This is a genomic window from Acidovorax sp. GW823-FHT01C06 (assembly GCF_058798375.1).
Map to the genome: position 1 here is coordinate 1 of NZ_JBXAKN010000010.1, position 24,460 is coordinate 24,460.

Annotated in this window: 24 protein-coding genes, 1 tRNA gene and 1 pseudogene; 10 read left to right on the forward strand and 16 right to left on the reverse strand. The window is 66.1% G+C overall.

Annotated features, from left to right (window positions below; genetic code table 11):
• Positions 1-736: 736 nt before the first annotated feature.
• The 3 genes from AC1RCS_RS18975 to AC1RCS_RS18985 form a co-directional block, all read right to left on the reverse strand.
• The gene (locus tag AC1RCS_RS18975) at positions 737-1,486 is read right to left on the reverse strand and encodes a calcium-binding protein (protein WP_492245641.1); all 750 of its coding nucleotides are present in this window, start codon (positions 1,484-1,486) and stop codon (positions 737-739) included.
• 302 nt (positions 1,487-1,788) lie between these two features.
• Complete coding sequence (locus AC1RCS_RS18980) at positions 1,789-1,911, reverse strand: YHYH domain-containing protein (protein WP_492245640.1); 123 nt, start codon at positions 1,909-1,911, stop codon at positions 1,789-1,791.
• 14 nt (positions 1,912-1,925) lie between these two features.
• A complete protein-coding gene (locus AC1RCS_RS18985; protein WP_492245639.1) occupies positions 1,926-2,372 on the reverse strand; it encodes a hypothetical protein in 447 nt (148 codons plus the stop codon).
• A 207-nt stretch (positions 2,373-2,579) separates the two neighbouring features.
• Between AC1RCS_RS18985 and AC1RCS_RS18990 the strand changes: the two genes are divergently transcribed.
• Positions 2,580-3,215, forward strand: coding sequence for a hypothetical protein (locus AC1RCS_RS18990; RefSeq protein ID WP_492245638.1), 636 nt, complete (start codon positions 2,580-2,582; stop codon positions 3,213-3,215).
• Positions 3,216-3,656: 441 nt separating this feature from the next.
• Positions 3,657-3,839 (forward strand): hypothetical protein, encoded by a 183-nt coding sequence (locus AC1RCS_RS18995; protein WP_492245637.1) that lies wholly within the window; start codon positions 3,657-3,659, stop codon positions 3,837-3,839.
• A gap of 84 nt (positions 3,840-3,923) precedes the next feature.
• Here AC1RCS_RS18995 and AC1RCS_RS19000 read toward each other — a convergent pair.
• From AC1RCS_RS19000 to cysS, 6 genes and pseudogenes are all read right to left on the reverse strand, one after another.
• Positions 3,924-4,016: transfer RNA gene (locus AC1RCS_RS19000), tRNA-Ser, on the reverse strand.
• 45 nt (positions 4,017-4,061) lie between these two features.
• Positions 4,062-4,775: pseudogene (locus AC1RCS_RS19005) on the reverse strand (ACT domain-containing protein); the annotation flags it as partial.
• 42 nt (positions 4,776-4,817) lie between these two features.
• Positions 4,818-5,783 carry a tRNA lysidine(34) synthetase TilS gene (tilS, locus tag AC1RCS_RS19010; RefSeq protein WP_492245636.1) on the reverse strand — a complete coding sequence of 322 codons (966 nt, stop codon included), beginning with the start codon at positions 5,781-5,783 and terminating at the stop codon, positions 4,818-4,820.
• Between the two features lie 202 nt (positions 5,784-5,985).
• Positions 5,986-6,963: an acetyl-CoA carboxylase carboxyltransferase subunit alpha gene (locus AC1RCS_RS19015; RefSeq protein WP_218294027.1), complete on the reverse strand. Its 978-nt coding sequence runs from the start codon at positions 6,961-6,963 to the stop codon at positions 5,986-5,988.
• A 226-nt stretch (positions 6,964-7,189) separates the two neighbouring features.
• Positions 7,190-7,861: a DNA-3-methyladenine glycosylase family protein gene (locus AC1RCS_RS19020; RefSeq protein ID WP_218340742.1), complete on the reverse strand. Its 672-nt coding sequence runs from the start codon at positions 7,859-7,861 to the stop codon at positions 7,190-7,192.
• A 48-nt stretch (positions 7,862-7,909) separates the two neighbouring features.
• A complete protein-coding gene (cysS, locus tag AC1RCS_RS19025; RefSeq protein WP_492245635.1) occupies positions 7,910-9,355 on the reverse strand; it encodes a cysteine--tRNA ligase in 1,446 nt (481 codons plus the stop codon).
• A 214-nt stretch (positions 9,356-9,569) separates the two neighbouring features.
• On the opposite strand from cysS, the gene AC1RCS_RS19030 reads away from it, so the two are divergent.
• The 6 genes from AC1RCS_RS19030 to AC1RCS_RS19055 all read left to right on the forward strand — a co-directional run bounded on the left by AC1RCS_RS19030 (position 9,570) and on the right by AC1RCS_RS19055 (position 14,853).
• Complete coding sequence (locus tag AC1RCS_RS19030; protein ID WP_492245634.1) at positions 9,570-10,658, forward strand: L,D-transpeptidase Cds6 family protein; 1,089 nt, start codon at positions 9,570-9,572, stop codon at positions 10,656-10,658.
• Between the two features lie 89 nt (positions 10,659-10,747).
• Positions 10,748-12,043, forward strand: a complete 1,296-nt coding sequence (locus tag AC1RCS_RS19035) for a L,D-transpeptidase family protein (RefSeq protein ID WP_492245633.1) — start codon at positions 10,748-10,750, stop codon at positions 12,041-12,043.
• Positions 12,040-12,621, forward strand: coding sequence for a peptidylprolyl isomerase (locus tag AC1RCS_RS19040; RefSeq protein WP_492245632.1), 582 nt, complete (start codon positions 12,040-12,042; stop codon positions 12,619-12,621). The genes AC1RCS_RS19035 and AC1RCS_RS19040 overlap by 4 nt, the downstream gene beginning before the upstream one ends.
• A 36-nt stretch (positions 12,622-12,657) precedes the next feature.
• Positions 12,658-13,164 carry a peptidylprolyl isomerase gene (locus AC1RCS_RS19045; protein ID WP_218294021.1) on the forward strand — a complete coding sequence of 169 codons (507 nt, stop codon included), beginning with the start codon at positions 12,658-12,660 and terminating at the stop codon, positions 13,162-13,164.
• A gap of 27 nt (positions 13,165-13,191) precedes the next feature.
• The gene (locus tag AC1RCS_RS19050) at positions 13,192-13,983 is read left to right on the forward strand and encodes a UDP-2,3-diacylglucosamine diphosphatase (RefSeq protein WP_492245631.1); all 792 of its coding nucleotides are present in this window, start codon (positions 13,192-13,194) and stop codon (positions 13,981-13,983) included.
• Positions 13,984-14,019: 36 nt separating this feature from the next.
• A complete protein-coding gene (locus tag AC1RCS_RS19055; protein WP_492245630.1) occupies positions 14,020-14,853 on the forward strand; it encodes a M90 family metallopeptidase in 834 nt (277 codons plus the stop codon).
• Between the two features lie 88 nt (positions 14,854-14,941).
• Here AC1RCS_RS19055 and mdeB read toward each other — a convergent pair whose 3' ends face one another.
• Positions 14,942-17,605, reverse strand: coding sequence for an alpha-ketoglutarate dehydrogenase (mdeB, locus tag AC1RCS_RS19060; RefSeq protein WP_492245644.1), 2,664 nt, complete (start codon positions 17,603-17,605; stop codon positions 14,942-14,944).
• 102 nt (positions 17,606-17,707) lie between these two features.
• Here mdeB and AC1RCS_RS19065 point away from each other — a divergent pair, with 102 nt between their 5' ends.
• Positions 17,708-18,172: an Lrp/AsnC family transcriptional regulator gene (locus AC1RCS_RS19065; RefSeq protein ID WP_218384515.1), complete on the forward strand. Its 465-nt coding sequence runs from the start codon at positions 17,708-17,710 to the stop codon at positions 18,170-18,172.
• Positions 18,173-18,183: 11 nt separating this feature from the next.
• On the opposite strand, the gene AC1RCS_RS19070 is transcribed toward AC1RCS_RS19065, so the two are convergent.
• Complete coding sequence (locus AC1RCS_RS19070) at positions 18,184-19,200, reverse strand: AraC family transcriptional regulator (RefSeq protein WP_218384513.1); 1,017 nt, start codon at positions 19,198-19,200, stop codon at positions 18,184-18,186.
• Positions 19,201-19,274: 74 nt separating this feature from the next.
• On the opposite strand from AC1RCS_RS19070, the gene AC1RCS_RS19075 reads away from it, so the two are divergent.
• Positions 19,275-20,522: an MFS transporter gene (locus tag AC1RCS_RS19075; RefSeq protein ID WP_492245629.1), complete on the forward strand. Its 1,248-nt coding sequence runs from the start codon at positions 19,275-19,277 to the stop codon at positions 20,520-20,522.
• 46 nt (positions 20,523-20,568) lie between these two features.
• Here the strand turns inward: AC1RCS_RS19075 and AC1RCS_RS19080 are convergent, their stop codons facing one another.
• The 5 genes from AC1RCS_RS19080 to AC1RCS_RS19100 form a co-directional block, all read right to left on the reverse strand.
• A complete protein-coding gene (locus AC1RCS_RS19080) occupies positions 20,569-21,468 on the reverse strand; it encodes a DUF3014 domain-containing protein (protein WP_492245628.1) in 900 nt (299 codons plus the stop codon).
• Positions 21,469-21,617: 149 nt separating this feature from the next.
• Positions 21,618-22,289: an alpha/beta hydrolase gene (locus AC1RCS_RS19085; RefSeq protein WP_492245627.1), complete on the reverse strand. Its 672-nt coding sequence runs from the start codon at positions 22,287-22,289 to the stop codon at positions 21,618-21,620.
• Positions 22,290-22,341: 52 nt separating this feature from the next.
• Positions 22,342-23,178: a DODA-type extradiol aromatic ring-opening family dioxygenase gene (locus AC1RCS_RS19090; protein ID WP_218340730.1), complete on the reverse strand. Its 837-nt coding sequence runs from the start codon at positions 23,176-23,178 to the stop codon at positions 22,342-22,344.
• A gap of 110 nt (positions 23,179-23,288) precedes the next feature.
• Positions 23,289-23,711, reverse strand: a complete 423-nt coding sequence (arfB, locus tag AC1RCS_RS19095; protein WP_218294012.1) for an alternative ribosome rescue aminoacyl-tRNA hydrolase ArfB — start codon at positions 23,709-23,711, stop codon at positions 23,289-23,291.
• A 76-nt stretch (positions 23,712-23,787) separates the two neighbouring features.
• Complete coding sequence (locus tag AC1RCS_RS19100) at positions 23,788-24,267, reverse strand: type II 3-dehydroquinate dehydratase (RefSeq protein WP_492245626.1); 480 nt, start codon at positions 24,265-24,267, stop codon at positions 23,788-23,790.
• Positions 24,268-24,460 lie beyond the last annotated feature (193 nt).

The following is a 24,460-nucleotide window of genomic DNA, read 5'->3' on the forward strand; positions in this document are numbered from 1 at the left end:
TCGACCACACTCCGCTCTCAACCATCAGCCGCCCATGAGCCGCATTCCGGCCATGAACAACCTCCTGAGAATCAACAACTAGTGCAAGAGCTGCGATGACAGCGGTGGCGAATGTGGACCAGGCGGTCAGTTTTTCTAACGCTTCCTTTGACATTGAAACCCTTCGCACTTCTGTGATGCCTAACGTGATGATTGCCGCAAAACCTGCGGGATGAACCGAACCGTGCGGGATATTTTGGACACTTATTCCCCTTAGGGACGTCTTGCAGCATAGGTTTGCAAGCTAAGTCAACAAACTATAGCTTGGCCGTACACCCGTCTTGGGCAAACGCAGCTCTAAGCTCACATCCGTGGCGGCTTGCCCACAGGGTCGTCATCCTCGTTCTCCACTTCACCCTGGTAGGGACCTGGTGCCGAACCATCAGGAAGCTGTGGCTGCGGCGGCAGGGTCGGCGGCTCGGTGCTGGGAGGCAGATCGCCTGGCGGGAGAGGAAATTCCGCCGGGACTTGGTGGGCGGGAGTGCTCGTTCGGGTCGGTTGCCATGATGCGCTCCTTGGGGAAAGAGTGCATTGAGCGCTGTGCCGTTGCCTGCTGCCTTAGGAGAGGATCCCAAAAAGAAGCCCGCACGTGGCGGGCTTGAACTTGCTGGGAAGCAAGGGAGGGAGGTGCCGCCAGAGGACAGCGGCAAAGAAATATTACGGCTCCTTGAAGGGCATCATTGTCAGACGAGCCGCGTCAGAACGGGGCAGGCGCATTGCGTTCCCGCCTCCGCAATCTTGCGAAGCTAATCAAGGCCAGCGCGGCTGACGTAGCGAGCAGTGCCCATTCGGACATGGTTGGGATGGCGGAAGGCGCGGCAGGTGCCACTGGGGGCACTGGACACAGGTCCGTTTCAATGCTCAACAGCACATCGCCCACGCAGCCAGCACCAGCGTTGACGCGAGTATCAGCCCCCGGTCCTCCGTCCAGGGTGTCTGCGCCAGCGCCTCCGTCCAAGACGTCGTCACCTGAGCCCCCTTGCAGCACATCGTCACCCAAGCCCCCGGTGAGCGTGTCGGAACCGGCCCCGCCGACGAGGGTGTCGTTGCCAGGGCCACCCGTCAAGCTGTTCCCCCCAGCTGTAGAGCCTAGGACCGTGTAGTTGGCGCCCGGCGTGTCAAAGTTTGGGACCGATATCCGCAACGCAAAAGCAACTGTCTGGAACGCAGCTACATTCAGGTCCAAGGTGAATCCGGCGGCCTGGCTAGATAAATCCAAGCGATCATCACCGCCACCAGAGAAAATGGTTATGTCGCCAGTGGTTCCGGCGGCGATGATGAATGTATCGTTCCCCGCCGTGCCAATCACGGTAGTGCCGTTGCTATTGCCACTACAGGTAAATTCATTGGGCCCCGAGAGTACGCATTGGGCGAAGGATGGTGATGAAATCATCAATACAAGGCACAGCACAAACAGGTGCATGCAGTGACGCAGAATGTTTTGCATGGAATTCTCCTGCGCGGCACTGTAGCAGGGCGGTCTAGTGCTGGCGAGCCGAACGTGCGCAGACAAAAAGGAGCCCGCACGACGCGGGCTGCAAAAAGGAAGTGTCAGATGTGTTCAGTAGCCGACGGAGGGGTGGCAGCAGGTTTCGGGCAAAAGAAAACCGCATGGGGCGGTTTAGTAAGGGCAGAGCGCTCAACAGGCAACAGCTTCAGCTATCACGTCTGTTCGCACATCCCAGTGTTCCCCGTTATCGGCTGATGCGACCAGCCACAGCCTCCTGGGTGCGACACCTCACCAGCTAGTCAGTGGCAGTGCCTGATACCCGTCTTATGGTCCACATGGCATCCCTGCTTGTCCGTCCCACCCGAATGAGCCTCAGCCCCAAGAGTAGCGCATAGAACACATAACGCGATCACTGTTTTCATGTTGTGGCCTTCGTTCACTTTTTGGTTTCTGTAGCCACAGCAGCGAGCTCGGCCGCTACCTGAGTAGCTTCAATTTTTGCGGCCATTGGAGCGGCGTCTTTGGCCTGCTGCATGCCGCACTTTTTCTGAATGGACGCCTGCTGCAAAGCGTCGTGCTCACCCTTGATGCGAGCGTATTCAGCTTCCTGGTTCTTGGTCCCGCCTAGGGCAAACAGCGCAGGCCAGAACAACACAGCGCCCACGACACCAATGGCCTTGTCGTTGGAAGCAGCCTCATCCAGGCGACCTCCAAGCTGGCTCACACGGTTGACCAATCGCGCGTTCTCCGCTTCGATCTGTTGGCAGTCATAAGACTGGTATTGGATGGGCGACACGTACGTAGGTGCGATGTCTTTTGCTGCAGTTGAGCACCCTCCAAGAATGATTGCTGTGGAGGTGAGCAGCACCGTCGCGAATTTCATGTGTCATTCTTGTAGTTGTGACAACATGTTACGCAAGCATCCCGCAAAAAGGGAAGCAATAAATCGCCATTAGCGGCTGCAGAAACGCAAACGCCACAAAGTCTTGATGCGGGTCAAGCATCCTAGGCCTGGGACCAACGCGCGGCGGTTTTTCTCTTGCCTGCGCTTTGCTGCGCAGTAGCATGGCCCGACAACTACGGAGGGGCAATGATCGACTATGGTGAATTTCTGGCCGGTTTGAGCAAAGGGCTCCAGGCGCTGTGGCAGCCGGACTTCATGACTGGGGTGCGCAACGGCGGGTTCGAGCAGACGTTGCGCAACGTGTGCATTCCTCACATCGAGAGAGCCACGGGCAAGATGGCTTTCACGGAGTCTCGGGGACGTGCAGATCTGTTGCTATGCGGCGATGAGGCCGACACATGCACGCGCTGCGAGTTCAAGGTGAACTTCGCTCCCCAATACGGAGAGATTCTCAAGCGAAAGCGGGAAGCGATCGACCAGGTGCGAACGCAGGCCGGATACCGGATACAGGATGGCATCGTCGTCTATGCAATCGCAGAACTGATTCACGCGCACGAGGGACTGCGGGGGAAAGCCGAGCGCCACAACGACCATGTTGCCTCCACCTCTTACAAGCTCTTCAAAAGCTGCGAAGCATCATCCCAAGACATGGAAAAGGCCCGCGAAAGGCTCGAAACGGAGTTCAAGGGAAAGCAGGTTTTAACACCGGCTTTTGCTCCACTCTTCAGCCGAGATGGCATCTCTTTTGAGTGGGAGAGGAACTGGGCGAGACTCCACGTCTGGACATATTACATTGCACCAATAGCTCGCGCACGGAAATGACGTCAGACCTCGCCCATCGGAGGTTTCGAGCGCTGGACCTATGCGCCCAACTTCCCACGCACAGGGGGTGCAGCATGAGTTCCATGACTATTTCGAGTTCAGCATGTTCGCCGGCCTGCGGGCCAGCGAGCAGATTGCGTTGCGGTGGCAGGATGTGGAGTTGCACACGGGCCGCGTGCTGGTGCACCGATCCCGGGTAGTGGGTCAAGACAAGGAGCGCACGAAAACGCACGTCGAGCGGGAGGTGGAACTGAACGCCCGCCACTTGGCGCGCTTGAGCGGCAACGGGCCAGGACGGAGGCCATTGGCAAGGAGGTGTTCTACAACCCCGCGACCAGCCGTGCATACGCTGATGAACAGAAGCAGCTTCAGGTATGGACGCGGAGCTTGCAAGCATGCCAAGTCCGATACAGGCCGCCGAAGGAATGCAGGGATACCAGCGTGACCCTCGCCTTAATGGCTGGCGCCAATCCTGTGTGGGTTGCAAACCAGCACGGCCATAGCGTTCAGGTGATGATGCGCGACTATGCCAAGTGGATTCCGAACGCAGACAAAGGCTCCAATCTTGCGGCCGTAAACCTGTCGCTTGGGATGACCGGGCAGCAGGTCAAACATGCGATTTAGGTTCAATTTAGGTTCGCCGCGCCGCTGATCGGAGCCACAAAGAGAAAAGCCCCGAGTGAATCAATCACTCAGGGCTTTTGCGTCTGGCGGAAACGGAGGGATTCGAACCCTCGATGAGGCTCTACACCCCATACTCCCTTAGCAGGGGAGCACCTTCGGCCACTCGGTCACGTTTCCAATCCCGCTATTATGCCCCATTTCCGGGGCGCTTCTGGCGGGTGAGGCGGCTTGCTGGTCCAGCTCGAACGCCTTGTGCAGGCTGCGCACGGCCAGTTCGACGTACTCCTCGTCGATCACGACGGAGGTCTTGATCTCGGAGGTAGAGATCATCTGGATGTTGATGCCCTCCTCGCGCAGCGTGCGGAACATCTTGCTCGCCACGCCCACGTGGCTGCGCATGCCGCTGCCGACGATGCTCACCTTGCAGCAGCTGGTGTCGCCCACGACCTCCTGCGCGCCCAGCACGGACACCACTTTCTCCTTGAGCAGCTCGACGGTGCGCGCGCAATCGTTGCGGTGCACGGTGAAGCTGAAGTTGGTCTTGCCGTCCTTGCCCACGTTCTGGATGATCACGTCGACCTCGATGTTGGCATCGGCCACGGCGCCCAGGATCTGATGGGCGATGCCCGGCTTGTCGGGCACGCCCAGCACGGAGATCTTGGCTTCGTCGCGGTTGAATGTGATGCCGGATACGACGGCTTGTTCCATTTTTTTGTCTTTCTCAAAAGTGATCCGCGTGCGGACCTGGCTTCTTCGTTGACGTCGATGCACCAGGGCGTGAAGCTGGACAGCCCGCGCATGGACATCACTTTTGTTGTATTTGCCCGCGAGCTCCACCGAGCGGATCTTCGGCAACTTGCTGCCCAGGCTGGCCATCTCGCGCTTTTCCTCGAAGCTCACCGCCGCAGACTTCGGATTTCGGGCCTCAGACACCACGCTGAAGGACACTGCCTCGGCGCGCCGCCGTGGTTCGTGCGGTCAGGGGGCCAACACCTCTGGACTGTACCAATCGAGTTCCGGCCCGGACCGGACGGCAAAACCATGCCCGACCTTGATGTGGATGCGGTGGCCGCGTGTGGTGCACGACTGCACCTGGTCGAGCAGTTCATTCAATTGCGCCGCGGCCGCCGTGGTGTGGTGCTCGACGCGCAGCCAGTGGCGCAGCACATTGGCCTGCCGGGCGCGGCTCAGGCCCTGCAAGGCCCGGATGCGCGGCGGTGCGCCCACGATGGCCAGGTCCTGCAGTGCAAGTTCTTCCAGCAGTTCGTCCGCCTGCGCCGCATGCAGGGCGGACCGCGCAAAGGTGTCGCGAAACGCAGGGAATGCGGCCTCCAGCACGGGCAAGATCCTCGCGCGGATGCGGTTGCGCGTGAAGCGCTCATCGGCATTGGTCGGGTCTTCCACCCACCCCTGCCCCTGTGCCCGCAGCCACTGGCGCACGTCAGCCCCGGCCACCCGCAGCAGGGGGCGGTACCAGTCAATGCCCGCGCGGCGCCAGCGGGCGGGCATCGCCGCCAGCCCGGCCACACCGGCCCCGCGCGACAGGGCCAGCACGAGCGTTTCGACCTGGTCATCCGCGTGTTGCGCGATTGCTATTGATTTAATAGCATTATGCGCTTTACTGGCAAGCGCTACCGCCTCAAATGCCTTGTACCTTGCCTGCCGTGCAGCGTCTTCCGGGCTTTGCCCCGGCGCGTGGCGGGCGTCCGGGCGCTGCACCGCCAGCGGCACATCCAGGGCTTGGCACAGGTCTTCGCAGTGCCGCGCAAAACCGTCAGCCGCTGGCTGCAAGCCATGGTGCACGTGGATCGCCCGCACCTGGCCAGGCCAGCGCCGGGCGCATGCCAGCAGCAGCGCCGTGGAATCCGCACCGCCGCTGAATCCGACCGCCAGGGGCAGCGCAGGCTCGAAGGCCTGCATGGCCGCGTCGAAGGACAAGGTCATGTCCATGCCTCCCCGTGGCGCCAGGGCAAGGGCCAGGAACCTGTGGCGGCGTCAACAACAACAAGGGCAACAAGGGGGCGGCGGCACATGGCGGCCGATTATCGGCGCCTCCCGGCCACGGCAAGGGCGGAGAACCCTGGCCAGAAGCACCAACGGCCCCGCAGGGCCGTTGGTGGTGGGCAGGAAAGCGTCCCCGGAACCGTCAGCGGCTCTCCGCCTTGGTGTCGCTGAACCGGCCGTAGCTTTGCAGGCGGTCATAGCGGCGGTCCAGCAGGTCCTTCGTCTTCAGGTCCGCCACCTGGCGGAACGCATCGCCCAGCGCGCGCTTGAGGAAGGCCGCCATCTGCTTGTGGTCGCGGTGGGCGCCGCCCACGGGCTCGCTGACGATCTTGTCCACCAGGCCCAGCGCTTTCAGGCGGTGGGCGGTGATGCCCAGGGCATCGGCGGCTTCCTGCGCTTTTTCGCTGGTTTTCCAGAGGATGGAGGCGCAGCCTTCGGGGCTGATCACGGAGTAGATGGCGTACTGCAGCATCACCACCTGGTCAGCCACGCTGATCGCCAGCGCGCCGCCAGAGCCGCCCTCGCCGATGATGGTGGTGATGATGGGCACTTCGAGTTGCGCCATCTCGAAGATGTTGCGGCCGATGGCCTCGGACTGGCCGCGTTCCTCGGCATCGATGCCAGGGTAGGCGCCGGGCGTGTCCACGAAGGTGAACACGGGCAGCTTGAATTTCTCGGCCGTCTTCATGAGGCGCAGGGCCTTGCGGTAGCCCTCGGGCTTGCTCATGCCGAAGTTGCGCATCGCGCGCTCCTTGGTGTCGCGCCCCTTCTGGTGGCCCAGCACCATGCAGGCATGGCCGTTGAAGCGTGCCAGCCCCCCCACGATGGACAGGTCGTCCGCGTAGTGGCGGTCGCCGTGCAGCTCCACGAAGTCGGTGAAGATGTCGCGCACGTAGTCGAGCGTGTAGGGGCGCTCGGGGTGGCGGGCGATCTTGGTGATCTGCCAGGGCGACAGCTCGCTGTAGATGTCCTTGGTGAGCTGCTGGCTTTTCTTGCTCAGCTGGTCGATCTCTTCCGAGATATCGACAGCACTCTCGGTCTGCACGTAGCGCAGTTCTTCGATTTTGGATTCGAGTTCGGCAATCGGCTGCTCGAAATCCAGAAAGGTCTTTTTCGCCAACGTTGTTCTCCTTGGGGCGCGCCGGGGTGCGGGCGCCACGAATGGCACGCACTGTAACCGACGCGTTACGAGTTTGGTATGACGCTTGTCCAACAAATAAAAAGTCCGCTGTCCCGGGCGCTGCGCACCACCTACAGCCCACGAAACGGGCGCGCCCCACGAGGAGGGCCGCCGCGCTGGCGGCGCTCCCGGGCACGCGGCGCAAGGGGACCCAGGGGCATCTCGCTCAGTACGCCACGGGAAGCGGATCCAGCGATCGCCAAATATACCAAGTCGCCACGCTGCACCAGGGCTTCCAGGCCTCGGCCACTTCGCGGGCATCGCTGCGGCTGACCGGATCGCCCGAAAAGTAATTCTGGCTGATGCCGGTGATCAGCCCCACGTCGTCCAGCGGCAGCACGTTGGGGCGCATCATGTAGAAGATGAGGAACATCTCGGCCGTCCAGCGGCCAATGCCGCGGATGGCCACCAGTTCGGCAATGATGGCCTCGTCATCCATCGCGGCCCAGTCCTTCACGTGCAGCTTGCCGCCCTCGAAGTGCATCGCCAGGTCCACCAGGTAGTCGACCTTGCGCGCAGACAGGCCCGCGGCCCGCATGTCGTCGATCTTGAGCTTGAGCACGCTGGCGGGCTTCATGCTGCGGGGCATCGCGGCAAAGCGCTCCCACACGGTCTGCGCGGCCTTCACCGAGATCTGCTGGCCCACGATGGAGCGCGCGAGCGTGGTGAACGCATCGCCGCGTGTCTGCAGCGCCGCGTCGCCAAACTGGGGAATCAGGCGCTTCATCACCCGGTCCTTCTTGACCAGGTGCTTGCAGGCCTCCGCCCAGTAGTCGGGCGTGGCCAGCGCCGGCTCGGCCACAAGCACTTCGGATGCTATCTTTTTAGAAGCTGCCACCGGGCGTCCCATCTGCCCAGCAGGCGTTTTCCATGACAAACACAACGATCACTGCGCGGCTTCCCAGGTGGTGCCAGCGGCGGAGTCCTTGAGCACGATGCCCTGGGCCAGCAATGCATTGCGGATGCGGTCGGCCTCGGCGAAATCCTTGCCCGCCTTGGCAGCGGCGCGCGCGGCGATCTGGGCGCCAATGAATTCCTTGGAAGGCGGTCCTAAAACGACCGAAGGAGTGCCCATCTCCATCACATATGCTCCACCTGCCACAGTAAATTGAGGAGGCATCCATTGCAGGAACTTTTGGGGGTCGCCCTGCAGAATGCCCAGGGAGCCGCCCAGTGCGCGCAGCAGCCCGGCGAGATCCGCCGAGCGGGTCTTGTTGACCTCGCCCGCCAGATCGAACAGCACGGCCATGGCTTCGGGGGTGCCGAAGTCCTCGTCCATCGCGGCCTTGAAGCGCGCGGCATAAGGGCCAGTCCAGTCGATGTCCTGCACGGACGAGGGCGCCACGAGGCTCAGAGCGGTGTACAGGCGCTTCAAGGCCTGGCGCGCGTCGTCCAGGTGGGCATCGCTGTAGTTCAGGGCGCTGCGGTAGTGGGCCCGCACGATGAAAAACCGCACCGTCTCGGCGTCGTACTTCGCCAGCACGTCGCGGATGGTGAAGAAGTTGCCCAGCGACTTGCTCATCTTCTCGTTGTCCACGCGCACGAAGCCGTTGTGCACCCAGAAGCGCGCCAGGGGCTTGCCATTGGCGCCTTCGCTCTGGGCAATCTCGTTCTCGTGGTGCGGGAACTGCAGGTCCATGCCGCCGCCGTGGATGTCGAAGGTTTCGCCCAGCGTGGCGCCGCACATGGCCGAGCACTCGATGTGCCAGCCAGGGCGGCCCGAGCCGAATTCGCTGTCCCACTTGGCCTCGGGTGGCTCCTCGGGCTTGGAGGCTTTCCACAACACGAAATCGAGCGGGTCTTCCTTGCCATCGAGCACGGCCACGCGCTCACCCGCGCGCAATTCGTCGAGCGACTTGCCCGAGAGCTTGCCGTAGCCGTCGAACTTGCGCACGGAGTAGTTCACGTCGCCATTGCCGGCGCGGTAGGCCAGGCCCTTGCCTTCCAGCGTGCCGATCAGCGAAAGCATCTGGGGCACGTATTCGGTGGCGCGCGGCTCCAGCGACGGGGGCTCGATGCCCAGCGCCGCGATGTCGGTGTGCATGGCGGCGATCATCTCGTCCGTGAGGGCACGGATGGTGATGCCCCGCTCCAGCGCGCGCTTGATGATCTTGTCGTCAATGTCCGTGATGTTGCGCACATAGGTGACGCGGTAGCCACTGCTTTTCAGCCAGCGCTGCACGACATCGAACGCCATCATCATGCGGGCGTGGCCGATGTGGCACAGGTCATAGATGGTCATGCCGCACACGTACATGCGCACATGGCCAGGTTCGAGCGGGGAAAACTCCTCCAATGCACGCGACAGCGTGTTGTAGATGCGCAAACTCATGGGATTTCAGTCACGGGGGATGGGGTGGTTGGGTGAAAAAGGTTCACCCGGCAGCAGGGGGCAAAGGCCCCTGGAGGGAGTTGGCCCAGCAAGGGGCCTCCAGCGAAATCACCCGCGGCAACAGCGCACCGTCATGACAACCCCCTCAGCTACAATCCGCCGCAGTATAAGCCCCCGCCCGGGACAGACGCTGCCCAACACCCTTGAATCCCCCATGAAGCAAGTCCGACGCACCCTCCCCCACCTGCTGCGCCTGCTGGCACTGACCGCGCTGCTGGGCACCGGTGCGGCCCATGCGGACGACTATGCGGAAATCACCCAGCTGATCAAGGCCGGCAAGCCGGCCGAAGCCCTGGTGAAGGCCGACCAGCGCCTTGCCGCCGCCCCGCGCGACCCACAGCTGCGCTTCTTGCGCGGCGTGGCGCAGGCGGACTCGGGCAAGCCCGGCGATGCGATCACCACGTTCACCAAGCTCACGGAAGAGTATCCCGAGCTGCCCGAGCCCTACAACAATCTGGCGGTGCTGTATGCCAGCCAGAACCAGCTGGACAAGGCCCGCACGGCGCTCGAAATGGCGATCCGCACCAACCCGAGCTACGCCACCGCCCATGAGAACCTGGGCGACATCTATGCCAAGCTGGCCAGCCAGGCCTACAACAAGGCGCTGCAGCTGGATGCGGCCAACGCCAGCTCCGTCAAGCCCAAGCTGGCGCTGATCCGCGAGCTGTTCACCGCGGAAGCTGCCGCCGGCAAGCCCGCCCGCCCCGGGGCCGCGGCCCCCGCGCCGGCGCCTGCCGTGGCGGCCACGCAGCGGCCCGCCGCAACGGCACCCGCCGCTGCAGCGCCCGTGGCAGCCCCTTCACCGGCGCCTGCCGCGCCAGCCCCCGCACCCGCACCCGCTGCCGCGGCATCCCCCGCTCCGGCCATTGCCGCGTCGCCCGCCGCCGCTGCCGGCGATGCGTCCCTGCAGGCCGCCGTTACCGCGGCCGTGCAGGCCTGGGCCGCCGCCTGGTCCGCCAAGGACATGACCGCCTACCTCGGCGCCTACGACAAGTCATTCGATCCTCCCGGCCGCCAGACCCGTGCCGCCTGGGAAAAGGAGCGTGAAGCGCGCATCGTCGGAAAATCCAGGATCAGCGTGCAGATCTCCGACATCTCGGTCGCGGTCAACGGCGACAAGGCCACGGCCCGTTTCCGCCAGGCCTACACGGCCGATGCGCTCAATGTCGCCAGCCGCAAGACGCTGGACATGGTGAACCACAACGGCCGCTGGACCATCGTCCGCGAATCCACCGGCGGCTGACCGTGATGAAGCGCGGCGCAGCCAGCCCTGCGATGGCGGCGGCGCGCGCTTTTTGTGCCTCCCTGCCCTGACCTGAAACGATTTCGCACATGCTTGTGGCGTTGTCCGCACGAAGCCGCCCGGCCGTGGCGGGCGCCCTTTGCCTGGCGGCGCTCCTGCACGCAGCCCCGGTGCTGCCCCAGAGCGCCAAGTCCCGGGGCGCGGCGGCCGTCACCTCGGTCCGGCCCATGCAAGCCGCGGGCTCCACGGCACCCGCCCTGCGCGATGGCCAGGCGGAGGCGCGCCTCATGGGGGTGTACCAGCTCATCGCCGAGGGCCGCCACCGCGAGGCGCTGGCGCAGGCCGAGGCCCTGGCGCGCGACTATCCCAACTTCCAGCTGGCGCAACTGGTGGTGGGCGACCTGCTGATGGCGCGCACGCGGCCGATCCGCCGCCTGGGCGATGTGCCCGAGCCCGACTCGGCCCGCAGCATCCAGACGGCTGCCACGCTGGAAGAGCTGCGCAACGAATCGCGCCAGCGCGTGGATGCCCAGCGCAGCCGCCCCCCGGCGCACAGCATCCCGGCGCAGTTCCTGGAGCTCTCGCCCCGCTCCCGCCATGCCATCGCGGTGGATGCCTCGCGTTCGCGCCTGTACCTGTTCGAGAACACCCCCAAGGGCCTGCAGCTGGTCGCCGACTACTACGCTTCGGTCGGCAAGCTGGGTATCGAGAAGAACCTGGAAGGCGACCAGCGCACCCCGCTGGGCGTCTACTTCATCACCAGCCGGCTGGACCCCGCCACGCTCAAGGACTTCTACGGCGCGGGCGCGCTGCCCATCAACTACCCCAACCCCCTGGACCAGAGCCGGGGCAAGACCGGTGGCGGCATCTGGCTGCACGGCACGCCGCCCGACCAGTTTGCCCGCGCGCCCCTGGCCACCGATGGCTGCCTGGTGCTGGCCAATCCCGACCTCGAACGCATCCTGCGCACGGTGGAGCCCCGCTCCACGCCCGTGGTCATCGCGCGCCAGCTGCAGTGGGTGGCGCCGCACGCGGTACAGGCGGACCGCAAATCCTTCGACGCGGTGCTCAACGCCTGGCGCAGCGCCAAGACCGAGGGCGACATGAGCCGCCTGATGGGTTTCTACGCGCCGGACTTCCAGAGCTACCGCAAGAAACCGCTGCAAGAGTGGTCCCAGGTACTCCAGGCCGAGACCCGCGCATTGCGGGGCAGGGAACTACACCTCAAGGACAAGTCTTACCTGCGCTGGACAGATTCCGCCGACACCATGGTGGTAACGTTCGGCGAAGTCGCCGCAGGCGCCCGCACGGGCCCCGTCAAGCGCCAGTACTGGGCGCGGCGGGGCCAACAATGGCAGATATTTTTTGAAGGAGTGATTGGATGATTTCCAGAAGAAATTCGACCCTGGCGCTTGCCAGCATTGCGCTGGCAGCTATCTTTTCTGCAGCACCCGTGCAGGCGCAAGATGCCCCCAAGGTCAAGCTGTCCACCTCGATGGGCGACATCGTGGTGCAGCTCGATCCCGCCAAGGCACCCAAGACGGTCGAGAACTTCCTGGCCTACGTGCAGGACAAGTACTACGACGGCACCGTGTTCCACCGCGTGATCGACGGCTTCATGATCCAGGGCGGCGGCTTCACGGCAGACATGCAGCAAAAGCCCACCAAGCCGCCGATTCCTCTCGAAGCCGGCAACGGCCTCAAGAACGACAACTACACCATTGCCATGGCGCGCACGGGCAATCCCAACTCCGCCACGTCGCAGTTCTTCATCAACGTGAAGGACAACGCGATGCTCAACGCGCCCCAGCCCGATGGCCACGGCTACGCCGTGTTCGGCAAGGTGGTGAGCGGCACCGAGGTGGTCGACAAGATCAAGGCCGTGGCCACCGGCAACAAGGGCCCGCACCAGAACGTGCCCACCGCCCCCGTCACCATCAACTCCGCCACCCTGGTGAAGTAACCCATTTTTGATTGACTGATTGAAAGAACCCTTGCCATGAGCAACCCCCAAGTCGAACTGCACATCGCCGGCTACGGCGTCATCACCCTCGAACTCGACGCCGCCAAGGCGCCCAAGTCGGTCGAGAACTTCCTGGCCTACGTGAACAAGGGCCACTACAACAACACCATCTTCCACCGTGTGATCCCCGGCTTCATGGTGCAAGGCGGCGGCTTCGAGCCCGGCATGACACAAAAGGGCACCGACGCGCCCATCGAGAACGAAGCCAACAACGGCCTGAAGAACGCCAACTACACCGTGGCCATGGCCCGCACCAGCGACCCGCACTCGGCCACCGCCCAGTTCTTCATCAACGTGGCCGACAACGGCTTCCTGAACCACACCGCTCCCTCGGCCCAGGGCTGGGGCTATGCCGTGTTCGGCAAGGTGGTTGGCGGCGCCGACGTGGTCGACAAGATCAAGGCCGTGAAGACGGGCCGCAAGGGCTTCCACGACGATGTGCCGAAGGAAGACGTGATCATCGAGAAGGCTGTCGCACTCTGATCTCGCGTTGATCTGACCTCCGTCTCCGTGACGACGACCGTGCCCCGGTTCGAGGAGCTTGCCGCTCCCGCGCACTGGCGCACGGTCGATTTCATTTCCGACCTGCACCTGCAGGCCAGCGAACCTGCCACCGTGGCCGCCTGGCAGGACTACCTGGCCGGCACCGAAGCGGATGCCCTCTTCATCCTGGGCGATCTGTTCGAGGTCTGGGTGGGGGACGACGCCATCGGCGAAACCGGCAGCTTCGAGGCCCAGGGCTGCACGGCCCTGTGCGCGGCGTCGCAGCGCCTGCCCGTGTACTTCATGCACGGCAACCGCGACTTCCTGGCGGGCCCGGCGTTCCTTGCGCAGTGTGGCATCACCGGCCTGGCGGACCCGACGGTCCTGGTGTTTGACGGCCAGCGCTTCGTGCTGAGCCATGGCGACCTGCTGTGCCTGGACGATGTGGACTACCAGCGCTTTCGCGTGCAGGCCCGCAGTGCCGGGTGGCAGCAGCAGTTTCTGGCGCAGCCCCTGGCGACGCGCCGCGCGCAGGCACGCGGCATCCGCCAGGAGAGCGAGGCGCGCAAACAATCGGGCGCCATCTATGCCGACGTGGACGGCCCGGCTGCCATCGCCTGGCTGCAGGCGGCCCAGGCACATACGCTCATTCACGGCCACACCCACCGTCCCGCCGACCACGCACTGGCCCCCGGCTTGCGGCGTGTGGTGCTCAGCGACTGGGACGCGGCCGCATTGCCGCCCCGCGCGGAAATACTGCGTTTGTCCCGCGCGGGCTTGGAACGGCTGCCCCTGGCCCCCAAGTACCAGCGATCCTGAACTGCGCGGGGCTTCACCTCCCGCCGCCTGATCGCCATGCCCCCTCTCCTCCACCGGCTCTGGAGCCGTATCCGCGCCACCGTGTCCCCCGTGCCCGACATCTCGGCCACGCTGTGGCTCCAGACCCTGCAGCGCTACCCGTTCCTGGCGGCGCTCTCGCTGCACGACCAGTCCAAGCTGCGCGCGCTCAGCGCCCTCTTCCTGCACCACAAGGAATTCCACGGTGCGCACGGCCTGGTGGTGACCGATGCCATGGCCATCGACATCGCGGCCCAGGCCTGCCTGCCCCTGCTGCACTGGGGCGACCCGGCCCGGGCGCTGGACTGGTACGACGATTTCGTGGGCATCGTGCTGCACCCCGGCGAGGCCGTGGCGCGCCGCAAGACGGTGGACGAAGCCGGTGTGGTGCATGAACACACGCAGGTGCTGCTGGGCGAGGCCATGGACCGCGGCCCCATCATGCTCAGTTGGGCACACGCCTCCAACGGGCGTGAGAACACTGAGCGCGGCCACAACGTGGTGGTGCACGAGTTCGTTCACAAGCTCGACATGCGCAGCGGCGAGCCCAACGGCTGCCCGCCATTGCCCGCAGGCTTCATGGGCACGCGCACAGGGCGGGCGGCCTACGAAGCCTGGTGGGCCGCCTGGGAGCCCGCGTACGAACAGTTCCGAGAACGCGTGATCCTGGCCGAGCGCTTCGGCGCGGAACGCCCCTGGCTGGACGCCTACGGGGCCACATCGCAGTCCGAATTCTTTGCCGTGGCCTGCGAGGCCTACTTTGTGAATCGGGACCGGTTCGCGCAGGAGTTTCCGGCGCTGATGCCGGTGCTGGACGCGTTTTTCAAGCGGCCCGCTGTGGCAAGTGCATGACCGTTCCCCGCGTCATGCGCCCCACCGCCGCCAGTGAAGAAAGCGCCACAAAGCGGCGTTGGCCAGGAGGCGGCGCCGTCCACACACCCTACCCCGCCAATGAAAACCGGGCTGCGCGCGCCACCGCCGCCGCGTCCACCCCAAAAAACGCCCGCAGCGCCGCCCGTGTATCGCTGCGCCCAAAACCGTCCGTTCCCAATGTCATGAATCGGCGTCCTCCAGGCACGAACGCGCGCACGGTCTCCGGCACGGCGCGCACATAGTCGGTGGCGGCAATCACCGGGCCGCGTGTGCCCGCCAGTTGCTGCGTCAGCCACGCCACGCCGGGCCGCGCCTCCCCCTGCAGCGCACGCTGTTCGCAGGCCACGCCGTCGCGGGCCAGCTCGCTCCAGCTGGTCACGCTGAGCACGGTCACGTCCACGCCCTCGCCTGCCAGCAGCTCGGCGGCCTTGACCACCTCGGTCAGGATGGCGCCGGAGCCCATCAGGGTGACGCTTTTGGATGAAATTGGCCCTTCACGGCCGTCCATCAAGCGCGGATAGCTCCTGAAAACATAGCAACCTCGCAGCACACCTTCTGCCGCATCGGCAGGCAGGTCGGGCTGGGCGTAGTTCTCGTTCATCAGCGTGACGTAGTAGAAGACGTCGCGCTGCTCGGTCACCATCTCGCGCATGCCGGCGTCGATGATCACGGCCATCTCGCCCGCGTAGGCCGGGTCGTAGGCCTTGCAGTTGGGGATGGTGGCGGCTACCAGGTGGCTGGAGCCGTCCTGGTGCTGCAGGCCCTCGCCGCCCAGCGTGGTGCGGCCCGAGGTGGCGCCCAGCAGGAAGCCGCGCGCACGCTGGTCTGCGGCGGCCCAGATGGCGTCGCCCACGCGCTGGAAGCCGAACATCGAGTAGTAGATGTAGAACGGCAGCATGGCCAGGCCGTGCACGCTGTAGCTGGTGGCCGCGGCCGTCCAGCTGGCGATGGCGCCGGCCTCGCTGATGCCTTCTTCCAGAATCTGGCCGTCCAGCGCCTCGCGGTAGCTCAGCACCGAGCCGATGTCCTCGGGCGCATAGCGCTGGCCCACGCTGCTGTAGATGCCGACCTGCTTGAACAGGTTGGCCATGCCGAAGGTGCGCGCCTCGTCGGCTACGATGGGCACGATGCGAGGGCCCAGCGTGGCGTCCTTGAGCAAGCTGCCGAGCATACGCACGAAGGCCATGGTGGTGCTCATCTCCTTGGCCTGCGGCTGCAGCGCGAACTGCGCGTAGCCCTCGATGGCGGGCACGGGCAGCGCGTCGCAGGTGGTGTCGCGGCGCGGTAGGTAGCCGCCCAGGTTCTGGCGGTGGCCGCGCAGGTAGCGCATCTCGGGGCTGTCTTCGGCGGGCTTGAAGAACGCGAGGCTGGTGGCCTGCTCGTCGGACAGGGGCAGGTTGAAGCGGTTGCGGAACTCGATGAGGTCGGTCTCGTCCAGCTTCTTCTGGCTGTGTGTGGTCATCTTGCCCTGGCCGGCCGTGCCCATGCCGTAGCCCTTCTTGGTGTGCGCCAGGATCACCGTGGGCTGCCCCTGGTGGCGCGCTGCCGCGGCATACGCGGCGTGGATCTTCACCAGGTCGTGCCCGCCGCGCTTCAGGCGGTCGATCTGCTCATCCGTCATGCCCTGGGCCAGGGCCGCGAGCTCGGGGTTCTGGCCGAAGAAGTTGTCGCGGTTGAAGCGCCCGTCCTTGGCGGCGAAGGTCTGCATCTGGCCGTCCACCGTGCCTTCGAGCGTGCGCACCAGCGCGCCGGTCAGGTCGCGGGCGAACAGGCCGTCCCAGTCGCTGCCCCACACCAGCTTGACCACGTTCCAGCCCGCGCCGGCGAACAGGCGCTCCAGCTCGTCGATGATGCGGCCATTGCCACGCACCGGGCCGTCCAGCCGCTGCAGGTTGCAGTTGACCACCCACACCAGGTTGTCGAGGCCCTCGCGCGCGGCCAGGGTCAGCGCGCTCATGCTCTCCGGCTCGTCCATCTCGCCATCGCCGAACACGCCCCAGACCTTGCGGTTCGTGCAGTCCAGCAAGTTGCGGTGCGTGAGGTAGCGCATGAAGCGCGCGTGGTAGATGCTGCTGATGGGGCCGATGCCCATGGACCCTGTGGGGAACTGCCAGAAGTCCGGCATCAGCCAGGGGTGCGGATAGCTCGACAGCCCCTGCGCCCCCGTGCCCGGGGCCGTGAGCTCCTGGCGGTAGTGCTGCAGGTCCTGCTCGGACAGGCGCCCTTCCAGGAAGGCGCGCGCGTACACGCCCGGCGCGCTGTGCGGCTGAAAGAACACCAGGTCGCCTCGGTGCTGGCCCTCGCCCAGCCCCTCGCGCGCCCTGAAGAAGTGGTTGAACCCGCTCTCGAACAGATCGGCTGCGCTGGCATAGCTGGCGATGTGGCCGCCCAGCTCGCCATAGGCCTGGTTGGCGCGCACCACCATGGCCAGCGCGTTCCAGCGCACGATGGAAGCCACGCGCTCCTCGATGGCCAGATCGCCCGGGAAGACCGGCTGGTCCTGCGCTGCGACCGTGTTCACATACGGCGTGTTCAGGTCGGGCTGCCAGCCGATGCGCTGCGTGCGCGCCAGGCGCACCAGCTCCTGCAGGATGTGCCGCGCGCGATCCGGCCCCTCGGTGGCCACCAGGGCCAGGAAGGCATCGCGCCATTCGGCGGTCTCCTCGGGGTCGACATCATTGTGGGTGGCGCCGGGCGCCAGCAGCAGGTTGTGGGGTGTGAGCGCATTCATGCAGAGCACTGTAGTCATCGCCCACCCGAATGAGTTGCCGTTTTGCGATCCTTGGTGGTTTCAAGCGGCAGGTTATGCCGCAAAAATCGTAAACTGCAGCACATGAAACTTGACACCCTGGACCTGCGCATCCTGGCCGAGCTGCAGGCCGACGGCTCACTCTCCAACGTCGAGCTGGCGCGGCGCGTGCACCTGTCGCCCTCTCCATGCCTGGCCCGCGTGAAGGCGCTGGAGGCCGCGGGTGTCATCAGCCGCTATGTGGCGTTGGCCAATGCGGCGGCGCTGGGCCTCGGGCTCAATGTGTTCATCAGCATCAGCCTCAAGGCGCAAAGCAAGGAGGCGCTGGCCGACTTCGAGCGCCGCATCGCGGAGCACGACGAGGTGATGGAGTGCTACCTGATGAGCGGCGACAGCGACTACCTGATCCGCGTGGCCGTGGCCGACATCTCGGCGCTGGAGCGCTTCATCGTGGAGCAGCTCGCGCCGATGCCGGGAGTGGAGAAGATCCGTTCGAGCTTCGCGCTCAAACAAGTCCGCTACAAGACGGCGCTGCCGCTGCCGCGGTAGCGGGCGCCCCCCTACCCGGCGCGTGCCGCGCTCGGCGGGTGCCCGATGATGCGCTTGTACGCCCGGCTGAAAGATGCCTCGGACTCGTACCCCAGCCGGTTGGCCGCCACCGCCACACGCATGCCGTCGCGCGCGATCCAGCGGCGCGCCTGCGACATCTTGACCTTGGCCACGTAGCGCGCGGGGCTCTCGCCCATGGTGCGTGTGAACGATTCGGAAAAACTCGAGCGCGAGGCCCCCATCAGGTCGGCCAGCAGCGGCACGTTCCAGTCGCGCTCGGGGTCGGCGTGGATGGCGGCAATCACCTTGCCGATGCGCGGGCAGCGCACGGCGGCGATCCAGCCTGTGGGGTTGTTGCAGCTGCACTCCACCCAGGCGCGGATGATGCTGGCCGCCAGCGCATCGGCCAGCCGCGCCAGGATGGCGCAGGCGCCCATGCGGTCCTGCGCCACCTCGCGCTCCATGGCGTCGAGCAGCACCGGCACGGTGGTGTCGCGCCGGGCCAGGTCACCGGCCATCATCACCTCGGGCATCATGGCCATCAGCGGGTGCAGCGGGTCCAGGTTGAAGCGCAGCGCACCACAGAACATGACGTCGGGCGCGGGTGGCGGAGGTGGTGCGATGGCCGCGCCCAGGTGCGCATTGCTGGCATCGCGCCCATCCACCAGAAAGATGTTTTCGGACACGGCCTTGCGCGCCAGCGAATCGATGTCCACCGGCGGCACATCGGGCGAACTGGCCAGCACATGGAAACTGCCGTGCGGCAGCAGCACCGCATCGCCCGGGTTCAGGCGCTGCCAGTCAGTGCCCGGCGTGCGCAGCCAGGCCCCGCCATGGCCCACGAAGTGAAAGCGCGCCGAGCGCTGGGCGGGGAAGGCAATGGCCCAGGGCGGGTGCAGTACGCAGCGGCCGTATTCCACGCCGTCCAGGCGCAGGCCGAGCAGGATCTGCGTGAGCAAGTCGGGTGGCTCGGCAAAGGGCTGCTGAGGAATCTGGTTGAAGGGCTTGGCGGACAAAAAGTCAAGCATCTCGGCTTTTATGGCATGGAAACGCCGGCATCTTATCCCTAGCATGGACGCCTATCCAACCCAAGGCCTTTCCTGTGTCTTCTTCTCCCTCCTGCTCTACCTGCCTGGATGCGCCTGCCGGCGCTCTGGTCGATGCCGCTGCACCAGCCGTGTCGCCCGCCGCCGAACCCACCGAAGCGCGCTGGGCCGCCGTGGCCTCCATGGCGCTCGGGGTATTCGGCCTCGTCACGGCTGAATTCCTGCCCGCCAGCCTGCTCACCGCCATGGCCAGCGACCTGCGCGTGAGCGATGGCGCGGCGGGCCAGGCCGTCACCGTGACGGCGCTGGTGGCGGCCGTGGCCGCGCCCTCGCTGCCGCTGCTCACACGCCGCATCGACCGGCGCTGGGTGATGCTGGCCTTCACCGTGATGCTGGTGCTGTCGAACGCACTCTCGGCCCTGGCCAGCAACCTGCCCACGCTGCTCGTGGCCCGCGTGGCGCTGGGGGTGGCGCTGGGAGGCTTCTGGTCCATGTCGGCCGCGCTGGCCATGCGGCTGGTGCCGGCCTCGCTGTTCGCGCGGGCCATGTCGTTCATCCTCACCGGCGTATCGGTGGCCACGGTGTGCGCGGCGCCCATCGGCGCGTGGATGGGTGATATGTGGGGCTGGCGCAGCGCCTTCATCGCGGCAGGCGGCATCAGCCTCGTCACGCTGGCCGTGCAACTGGTGGCCTTGCCATCGCTGCCCCCGCGCGACAACCCGAACCTGAAAGTGCTGGGCGAGCTGCTGCGCCGCCCGCCCGTGCGCGTGGCGCTGCTGGCGGTGCTGCTGGTCATCTCGGGCCACTTCGCGGGCTTTACCTACATCCGGCCGCTGATGGAGCAGGTCACCCACCTGTCGGTGGCCACCATCACCGCCGTGCTGCTGGGCTATGGCATCGGCGGCTTCTTTGGCAACTTCGTGGGCGGCTGGATCGCCGGGCGCAGCGAGCGCCAGGCCATCGTGGCCGGCGGTGCCGTCATCGCCGCGCTGGCCGCCGTGCTGCTGGTGGCCGGGCAGTCGGCAGCCATCACGGCCGTGGCCGTCACGCTGTGGGGTTTTGCGTTCGGCGCCTTCCCCGTGGGCTTTCAGACCTGGATCGTGCGCGCCGCGCCCGACCAGGCCGAGGGCGCGGGCGGACTGCTGGTGGCGGCGTTCCAGATCGCCATTGCCAGCGGCGCCATCTTCGGCGGCCTGATGGTGGACCATGTGGGCGCGCTGGGCGGGCCGGCGTTTGCGCTGGCGGCGCTCACGCTGGGCACCCTGCTGACCCTGCGGCACGGGCCGCGCCCGGCAGCCGCATGATCGGCCCCCACGACCCGGCAACGGGCCGGGTGGTCCCGCCGCCCCCTCACTGCGCGGGTTTGCGTGCGATCTCGCCGGTCGCCACGCGCTTGCGCAGATCGCGGATCAGCGCCTTGGCGCGGGCCTCGTTGGCGGGCCCCATGCGCACCAGGATCTTCTGTCCGCTGGACAGCGATTCCAGCGCCGGGTCCACGAATTCGTAGCGCACCCAGGGGCGCAGGTTCGGCACATCGGTATTCACCGGCGTGAGCTTCACGCGCAGCGGGCCCTGGGGTTCGGGCGACAACAGAAGGTGGTCCAGCACGGCCACCAAGCGGTCGTTGAAGTAGCGCCTGGGGTAGCCCAGTTCTTCGTACGCCTGCTGGAACAGCGGATACAGCCGCGCATACAAGGCCACGGCGGACTCCATCGGCACGGCCTCGGCAAAGGCCAGAAAAGCGCTGTAGCGCGCGGCATTGGCGGCCGCGACGGTGGTGGGCGCTTCGCCTGTGCCGTCCACCGCAAACCGCTGCGGCATGGGTTGCACGGGCCACATGCGCGAGGGGGCCTGGGCGCGGCCCAGGTTGTCCACCGTGGCCACCAGGCGGCGGACAAAGCCGTCGCTGATCAGGAACGATGCGAGCTTGTCGCGCCCCACCAGTCCAGACAGCAGCTCGACGACGCGCGCGTCAGATTCGGCCAGCGCGGGCAGGGGCGTTTCCGCCGGGGCCAGTGCATCGACCGGGTTCTGCGGCCCCGAGGCTTCGGGCAGGGGCGGTGGAGCCGCGGGCGCTTCGGGCGCGGCCGCCACGGGGGGCGGCACCACCGGCGCCTCCGCCGTGCGCAGCCAGAACCACCAGGCAGCTGCGGCGGCCACCGCGCAGGCCAGCACGGCGGCAATGATCCAGGGAGGGGAGGATGTGCGCTCCGGCGCGGGGCGGAACTCGGCAGTCTCTTGATCGGGCATCGGGTCTCCTTCAAAACAGGAACAACCCTTGTCCGAGCGGCTTCGGCGCCGGGCGTTCCCTGTCCATCCCACGTGGGGATGGGGTTGATTGGAAACCCGCGGGACACCGCGCCGGTAACGCGATGTAGGCCGCCCGCCGAAACCCGCGCTTAAAACGCCGTGGGGGTGGTGGACAGCGACTCCAGCCACGCCACCGTGGCCGCCAGCTCGGAGGGCCGGATCTCGTGCGCGCTGGGGAACTCGTGGTACGCCACCGTCACCGGCAAGGGCGCCATGTGGTGGGCGATGGCCTGTGCATGGGCCAGCGGGATCACGTTATCGTGCGTGCCGTGGCTCAGCCACAGCTGTTTGCCGCGCAGGGCATCGGGCGGCGCCGCCAGGGGCACCACCTGCGCCAGCAGGCGGCTGTGCCAGACCATCGCCGCCTGCATGAGCGCTGGCCGGGTGAGCAGCAGCGACAGCGCCATGATGCCGCCCTGGCTGAAGCCCCCCACCACCACGCGTTCGGGCGGAATGCCCAGCTGCTCGGCGGCCGATTCGATGGCCTTGGCGACCAGCGCGCGGCTTTCGGCCTCCTGCGCTTCGTTGATGGTGCGTTCCCCGCTGGGCTCGATGGAAAAGTCGAACCATGCATGCGAGCCCGGCCCCATGCGAAACGGTGCACGCAGGCTCAGCACATGAAAGCGCTCGGGAACATGGGGCGCCAGGCTGAACAGGTCCTGTTCGTTGCTGCCCACCCCATGCATCAGCACCAGCAGCCAGGGGCGGGGCGCGGTGGCGGCAGCAGGGCGCTGCAAGAAGGTGAGCGGTAGGTTGAGCATGGACAGGCGCCTCGGGCAGTTTTTATGGAGAACGGATGAAAAAGCCTGCGGGTCAATGGGCCGGTTCCAGGGCGAACGCGTCCATCGACAGCATGCTGTACATCACCTCGCGGCTCAGGTAGTGGGCATGCAGGTCGTCGCCCGCGGCGCCCAGCGCAAAAAAGATGGGCAGGAAGTGGTCTTCGGTCGGGTGCGCGCGGCTGGCATGCGGGGCCTGGCTGCGGTAGTTGAGCAGCGCGCTGACGTCGCCGCGCGCCAGCGCTGCTTCGATCCACCGGCTGAACTCCAGCACGTACGGCGCGGGCTCGCGGGCACCGCCAAAGAACTCGGCCAGGTTGTGCGTCATGCTGCCCGAGCCGACCACCAGCACGCCCTGGCTGCGCAGGCCGCGCAACGCAGCGCCCAGTGCATACACCTCGGCCGGGCCGGCGCCCACGGGCAGCGCCACCTGCACCACGGGCAGGTCGGCCTCGGGAAACAGGTGCATCAGCGGCACCCAGGCCCCGTGGTCAAACGGACGGGCCGCGTCGCCCTGCGCGGCCATGCCCGCGGCCTGCAGCAGGCCCAGCACCTCCTGCGCCAGCGCGGGGGAGCCGCTGGCGGGATACTGCAGCTGGTACAGCGCGGGTGGAAAACCGCCAAAGTCGTGCCAGGTGGCGGGCTGCGGCCCGGTCATGACTTGCAGGGAGCGCGCCATCCAGTGCGGCGACATGATCACCACGCCGCGCAGGCCGGGATATTGCCCCTTCAGGCTTTCGCCCCACTGGGTGAGCGCAGGGCCGGTGGTGCCGGCGTCGATGGCAAACAAGGGTGCCCCGTGCGACACGAACAGCGCGGGAATGGCGCCGTGGGGCGCAGCAGTGGCGGGGGTTTGGGCTGTGGCAGACATGGCAACTCCATCCGGTAATGCCTTGAATGTAGGACCGATGGGCCCCGCTACCAAGCCCTGTACGCCAGACAGATTGTTCTACCCATGGTGCCAATGCGGCGAGACTCCGCTCACGAACCATCCCCCCCACCGCGCACCCTGCCCCGCAGCGCCTTGGTCTCGCCGCGCTGGGTCTTGCCTTCCAGGCGCCGCTGTTTGGACCCATAGGTAGGCTTGGTGGCGCGCCGCACACGGGGCGGCACCGCGACGCTGTTGACCAGCGCGTTCAAGCGCTCCAGCGCATCATTGCGGTTTTGGTCCTGGCTGCGGTACTGCTGGGCCTTGATGACCACCACGCCTTCCTGTGTGATGCGGGTGTCGCGCAGGGCCAGCAGGCGCTCCTTCACGTCCCCGGGCAGTGAGGAGGCGCCCACGTCAAAGCGCAGGTGCACCGCGCTGGAAACCTTGTTGACGTTCTGTCCGCCCGCGCCCTGGGCACGCATGGCGGTGATCTCCACCTCGTCCTCGCGCACCTCAAGCGGTCGTGGCGCCATGTTTGCCCTGTCGTGCCGGAGCCGGAATGTGCGGTTAACGCGGGAACGGCAGAAGAAGAGTGAACTTCCCGGCGGCTCAGGCCGCGGGCGGCTGCTGCGCCAGCAACTGCGCCAGGCCGTCGATGGCCAGTCCGTAGCCCAGCACGCCAAAACCGCACATCACCGCCTTGGCCGCAGCCGCCATGTACGAATGGTGGCGATAGGCCTCGCGCGCGTGCACGTTGCTGATATGCAGCTCGATCAGCGTGATGCCCGTGCCCTTGGTGGCATCGTGCAGGGCGACGCTGGTGTGGGTGTAGGCCCCGGCGTTGATGACCACGCCCGCCAGTTCGCCCGCCGCGTGCAGGCGGCCGGCCTCGTGAATCCAGTCCACCAGCGCGCCTTCGTGGTTGCTTTGATGGAACCGCAACGCGAAGCCGTGGCGATCACACGCGTCGGCGCAGAGCTTTTCCACGTCGGCCAGCGTGGCTGCGCCATACACGGCGGGTTCACGCGTGCCCAGCAGGTTCAGATTGGGGCCATTCAGGACAAAAACGGTTTTTTTCTTCACAGACATGCAGCACTCCGGGGCTAGGCACCTGCCACGCTGGCAGGCCAGAGTGCGCGATTATGCGGCGGCCCGCAGGCGCCGGCCCCTTCAGGTATGCCCCACGAGAAAAGCGGCCCCGAAGGGCCGCTGTAAAAGGCAGCCTGTGCAAAGACGCTGCCTGTGAGCGACTGGCGCCCAAGAGGTTGGTTGCAACAATCAG

Bases quoted from the DNA above. Each gene is read 5' to 3' on its own strand.
- AC1RCS_RS18975 (WP_492245641.1), bottom strand. From the start codon at position 1,486: ATGCAAAACATTCTGCGTCACTGCATGCACCTGTTTGTGCTGTGCCTT.
- AC1RCS_RS18980 (WP_492245640.1), bottom strand. From the start codon at position 1,911: ATGAAAACAGTGATCGCGTTATGTGTTCTATGCGCTACTCTTGGGGCT.
- AC1RCS_RS18985 (WP_492245639.1), bottom strand. From the start codon at position 2,372: ATGAAATTCGCGACGGTGCTGCTCACCTCCACAGCAATCATTCTTGGA.
- AC1RCS_RS18990 (WP_492245638.1), top strand. From the start codon at position 2,580: ATGATCGACTATGGTGAATTTCTGGCCGGTTTGAGCAAAGGGCTCCAG.
- tilS (WP_492245636.1), bottom strand. From the start codon at position 5,783: ATGACCTTGTCCTTCGACGCGGCCATGCAGGCCTTCGAGCCTGCGCTG.
- cysS (WP_492245635.1), bottom strand. From the start codon at position 9,355: ATGAGTTTGCGCATCTACAACACGCTGTCGCGTGCATTGGAGGAGTTT.
- AC1RCS_RS19030 (WP_492245634.1), top strand. From the start codon at position 9,570: ATGAAGCAAGTCCGACGCACCCTCCCCCACCTGCTGCGCCTGCTGGCA.
- AC1RCS_RS19035 (WP_492245633.1), top strand. From the start codon at position 10,748: ATGCTTGTGGCGTTGTCCGCACGAAGCCGCCCGGCCGTGGCGGGCGCC.
- AC1RCS_RS19040 (WP_492245632.1), top strand. From the start codon at position 12,040: ATGATTTCCAGAAGAAATTCGACCCTGGCGCTTGCCAGCATTGCGCTG.
- AC1RCS_RS19045 (WP_218294021.1), top strand. From the start codon at position 12,658: ATGAGCAACCCCCAAGTCGAACTGCACATCGCCGGCTACGGCGTCATC.
- AC1RCS_RS19055 (WP_492245630.1), top strand. From the start codon at position 14,020: ATGCCCCCTCTCCTCCACCGGCTCTGGAGCCGTATCCGCGCCACCGTG.
- mdeB (WP_492245644.1), bottom strand. From the start codon at position 17,605: ATGAATGCGCTCACACCCCACAACCTGCTGCTGGCGCCCGGCGCCACC.
- AC1RCS_RS19065 (WP_218384515.1), top strand. From the start codon at position 17,708: ATGAAACTTGACACCCTGGACCTGCGCATCCTGGCCGAGCTGCAGGCC.
- AC1RCS_RS19070 (WP_218384513.1), bottom strand. From the start codon at position 19,200: ATGCTTGACTTTTTGTCCGCCAAGCCCTTCAACCAGATTCCTCAGCAG.
- AC1RCS_RS19080 (WP_492245628.1), bottom strand. From the start codon at position 21,468: ATGCCCGATCAAGAGACTGCCGAGTTCCGCCCCGCGCCGGAGCGCACA.
- AC1RCS_RS19085 (WP_492245627.1), bottom strand. From the start codon at position 22,289: ATGCTCAACCTACCGCTCACCTTCTTGCAGCGCCCTGCTGCCGCCACC.
- AC1RCS_RS19090 (WP_218340730.1), bottom strand. From the start codon at position 23,178: ATGTCTGCCACAGCCCAAACCCCCGCCACTGCTGCGCCCCACGGCGCC.
- arfB (WP_218294012.1), bottom strand. From the start codon at position 23,711: ATGGCGCCACGACCGCTTGAGGTGCGCGAGGACGAGGTGGAGATCACC.
- AC1RCS_RS19100 (WP_492245626.1), bottom strand. From the start codon at position 24,267: ATGTCTGTGAAGAAAAAAACCGTTTTTGTCCTGAATGGCCCCAATCTG.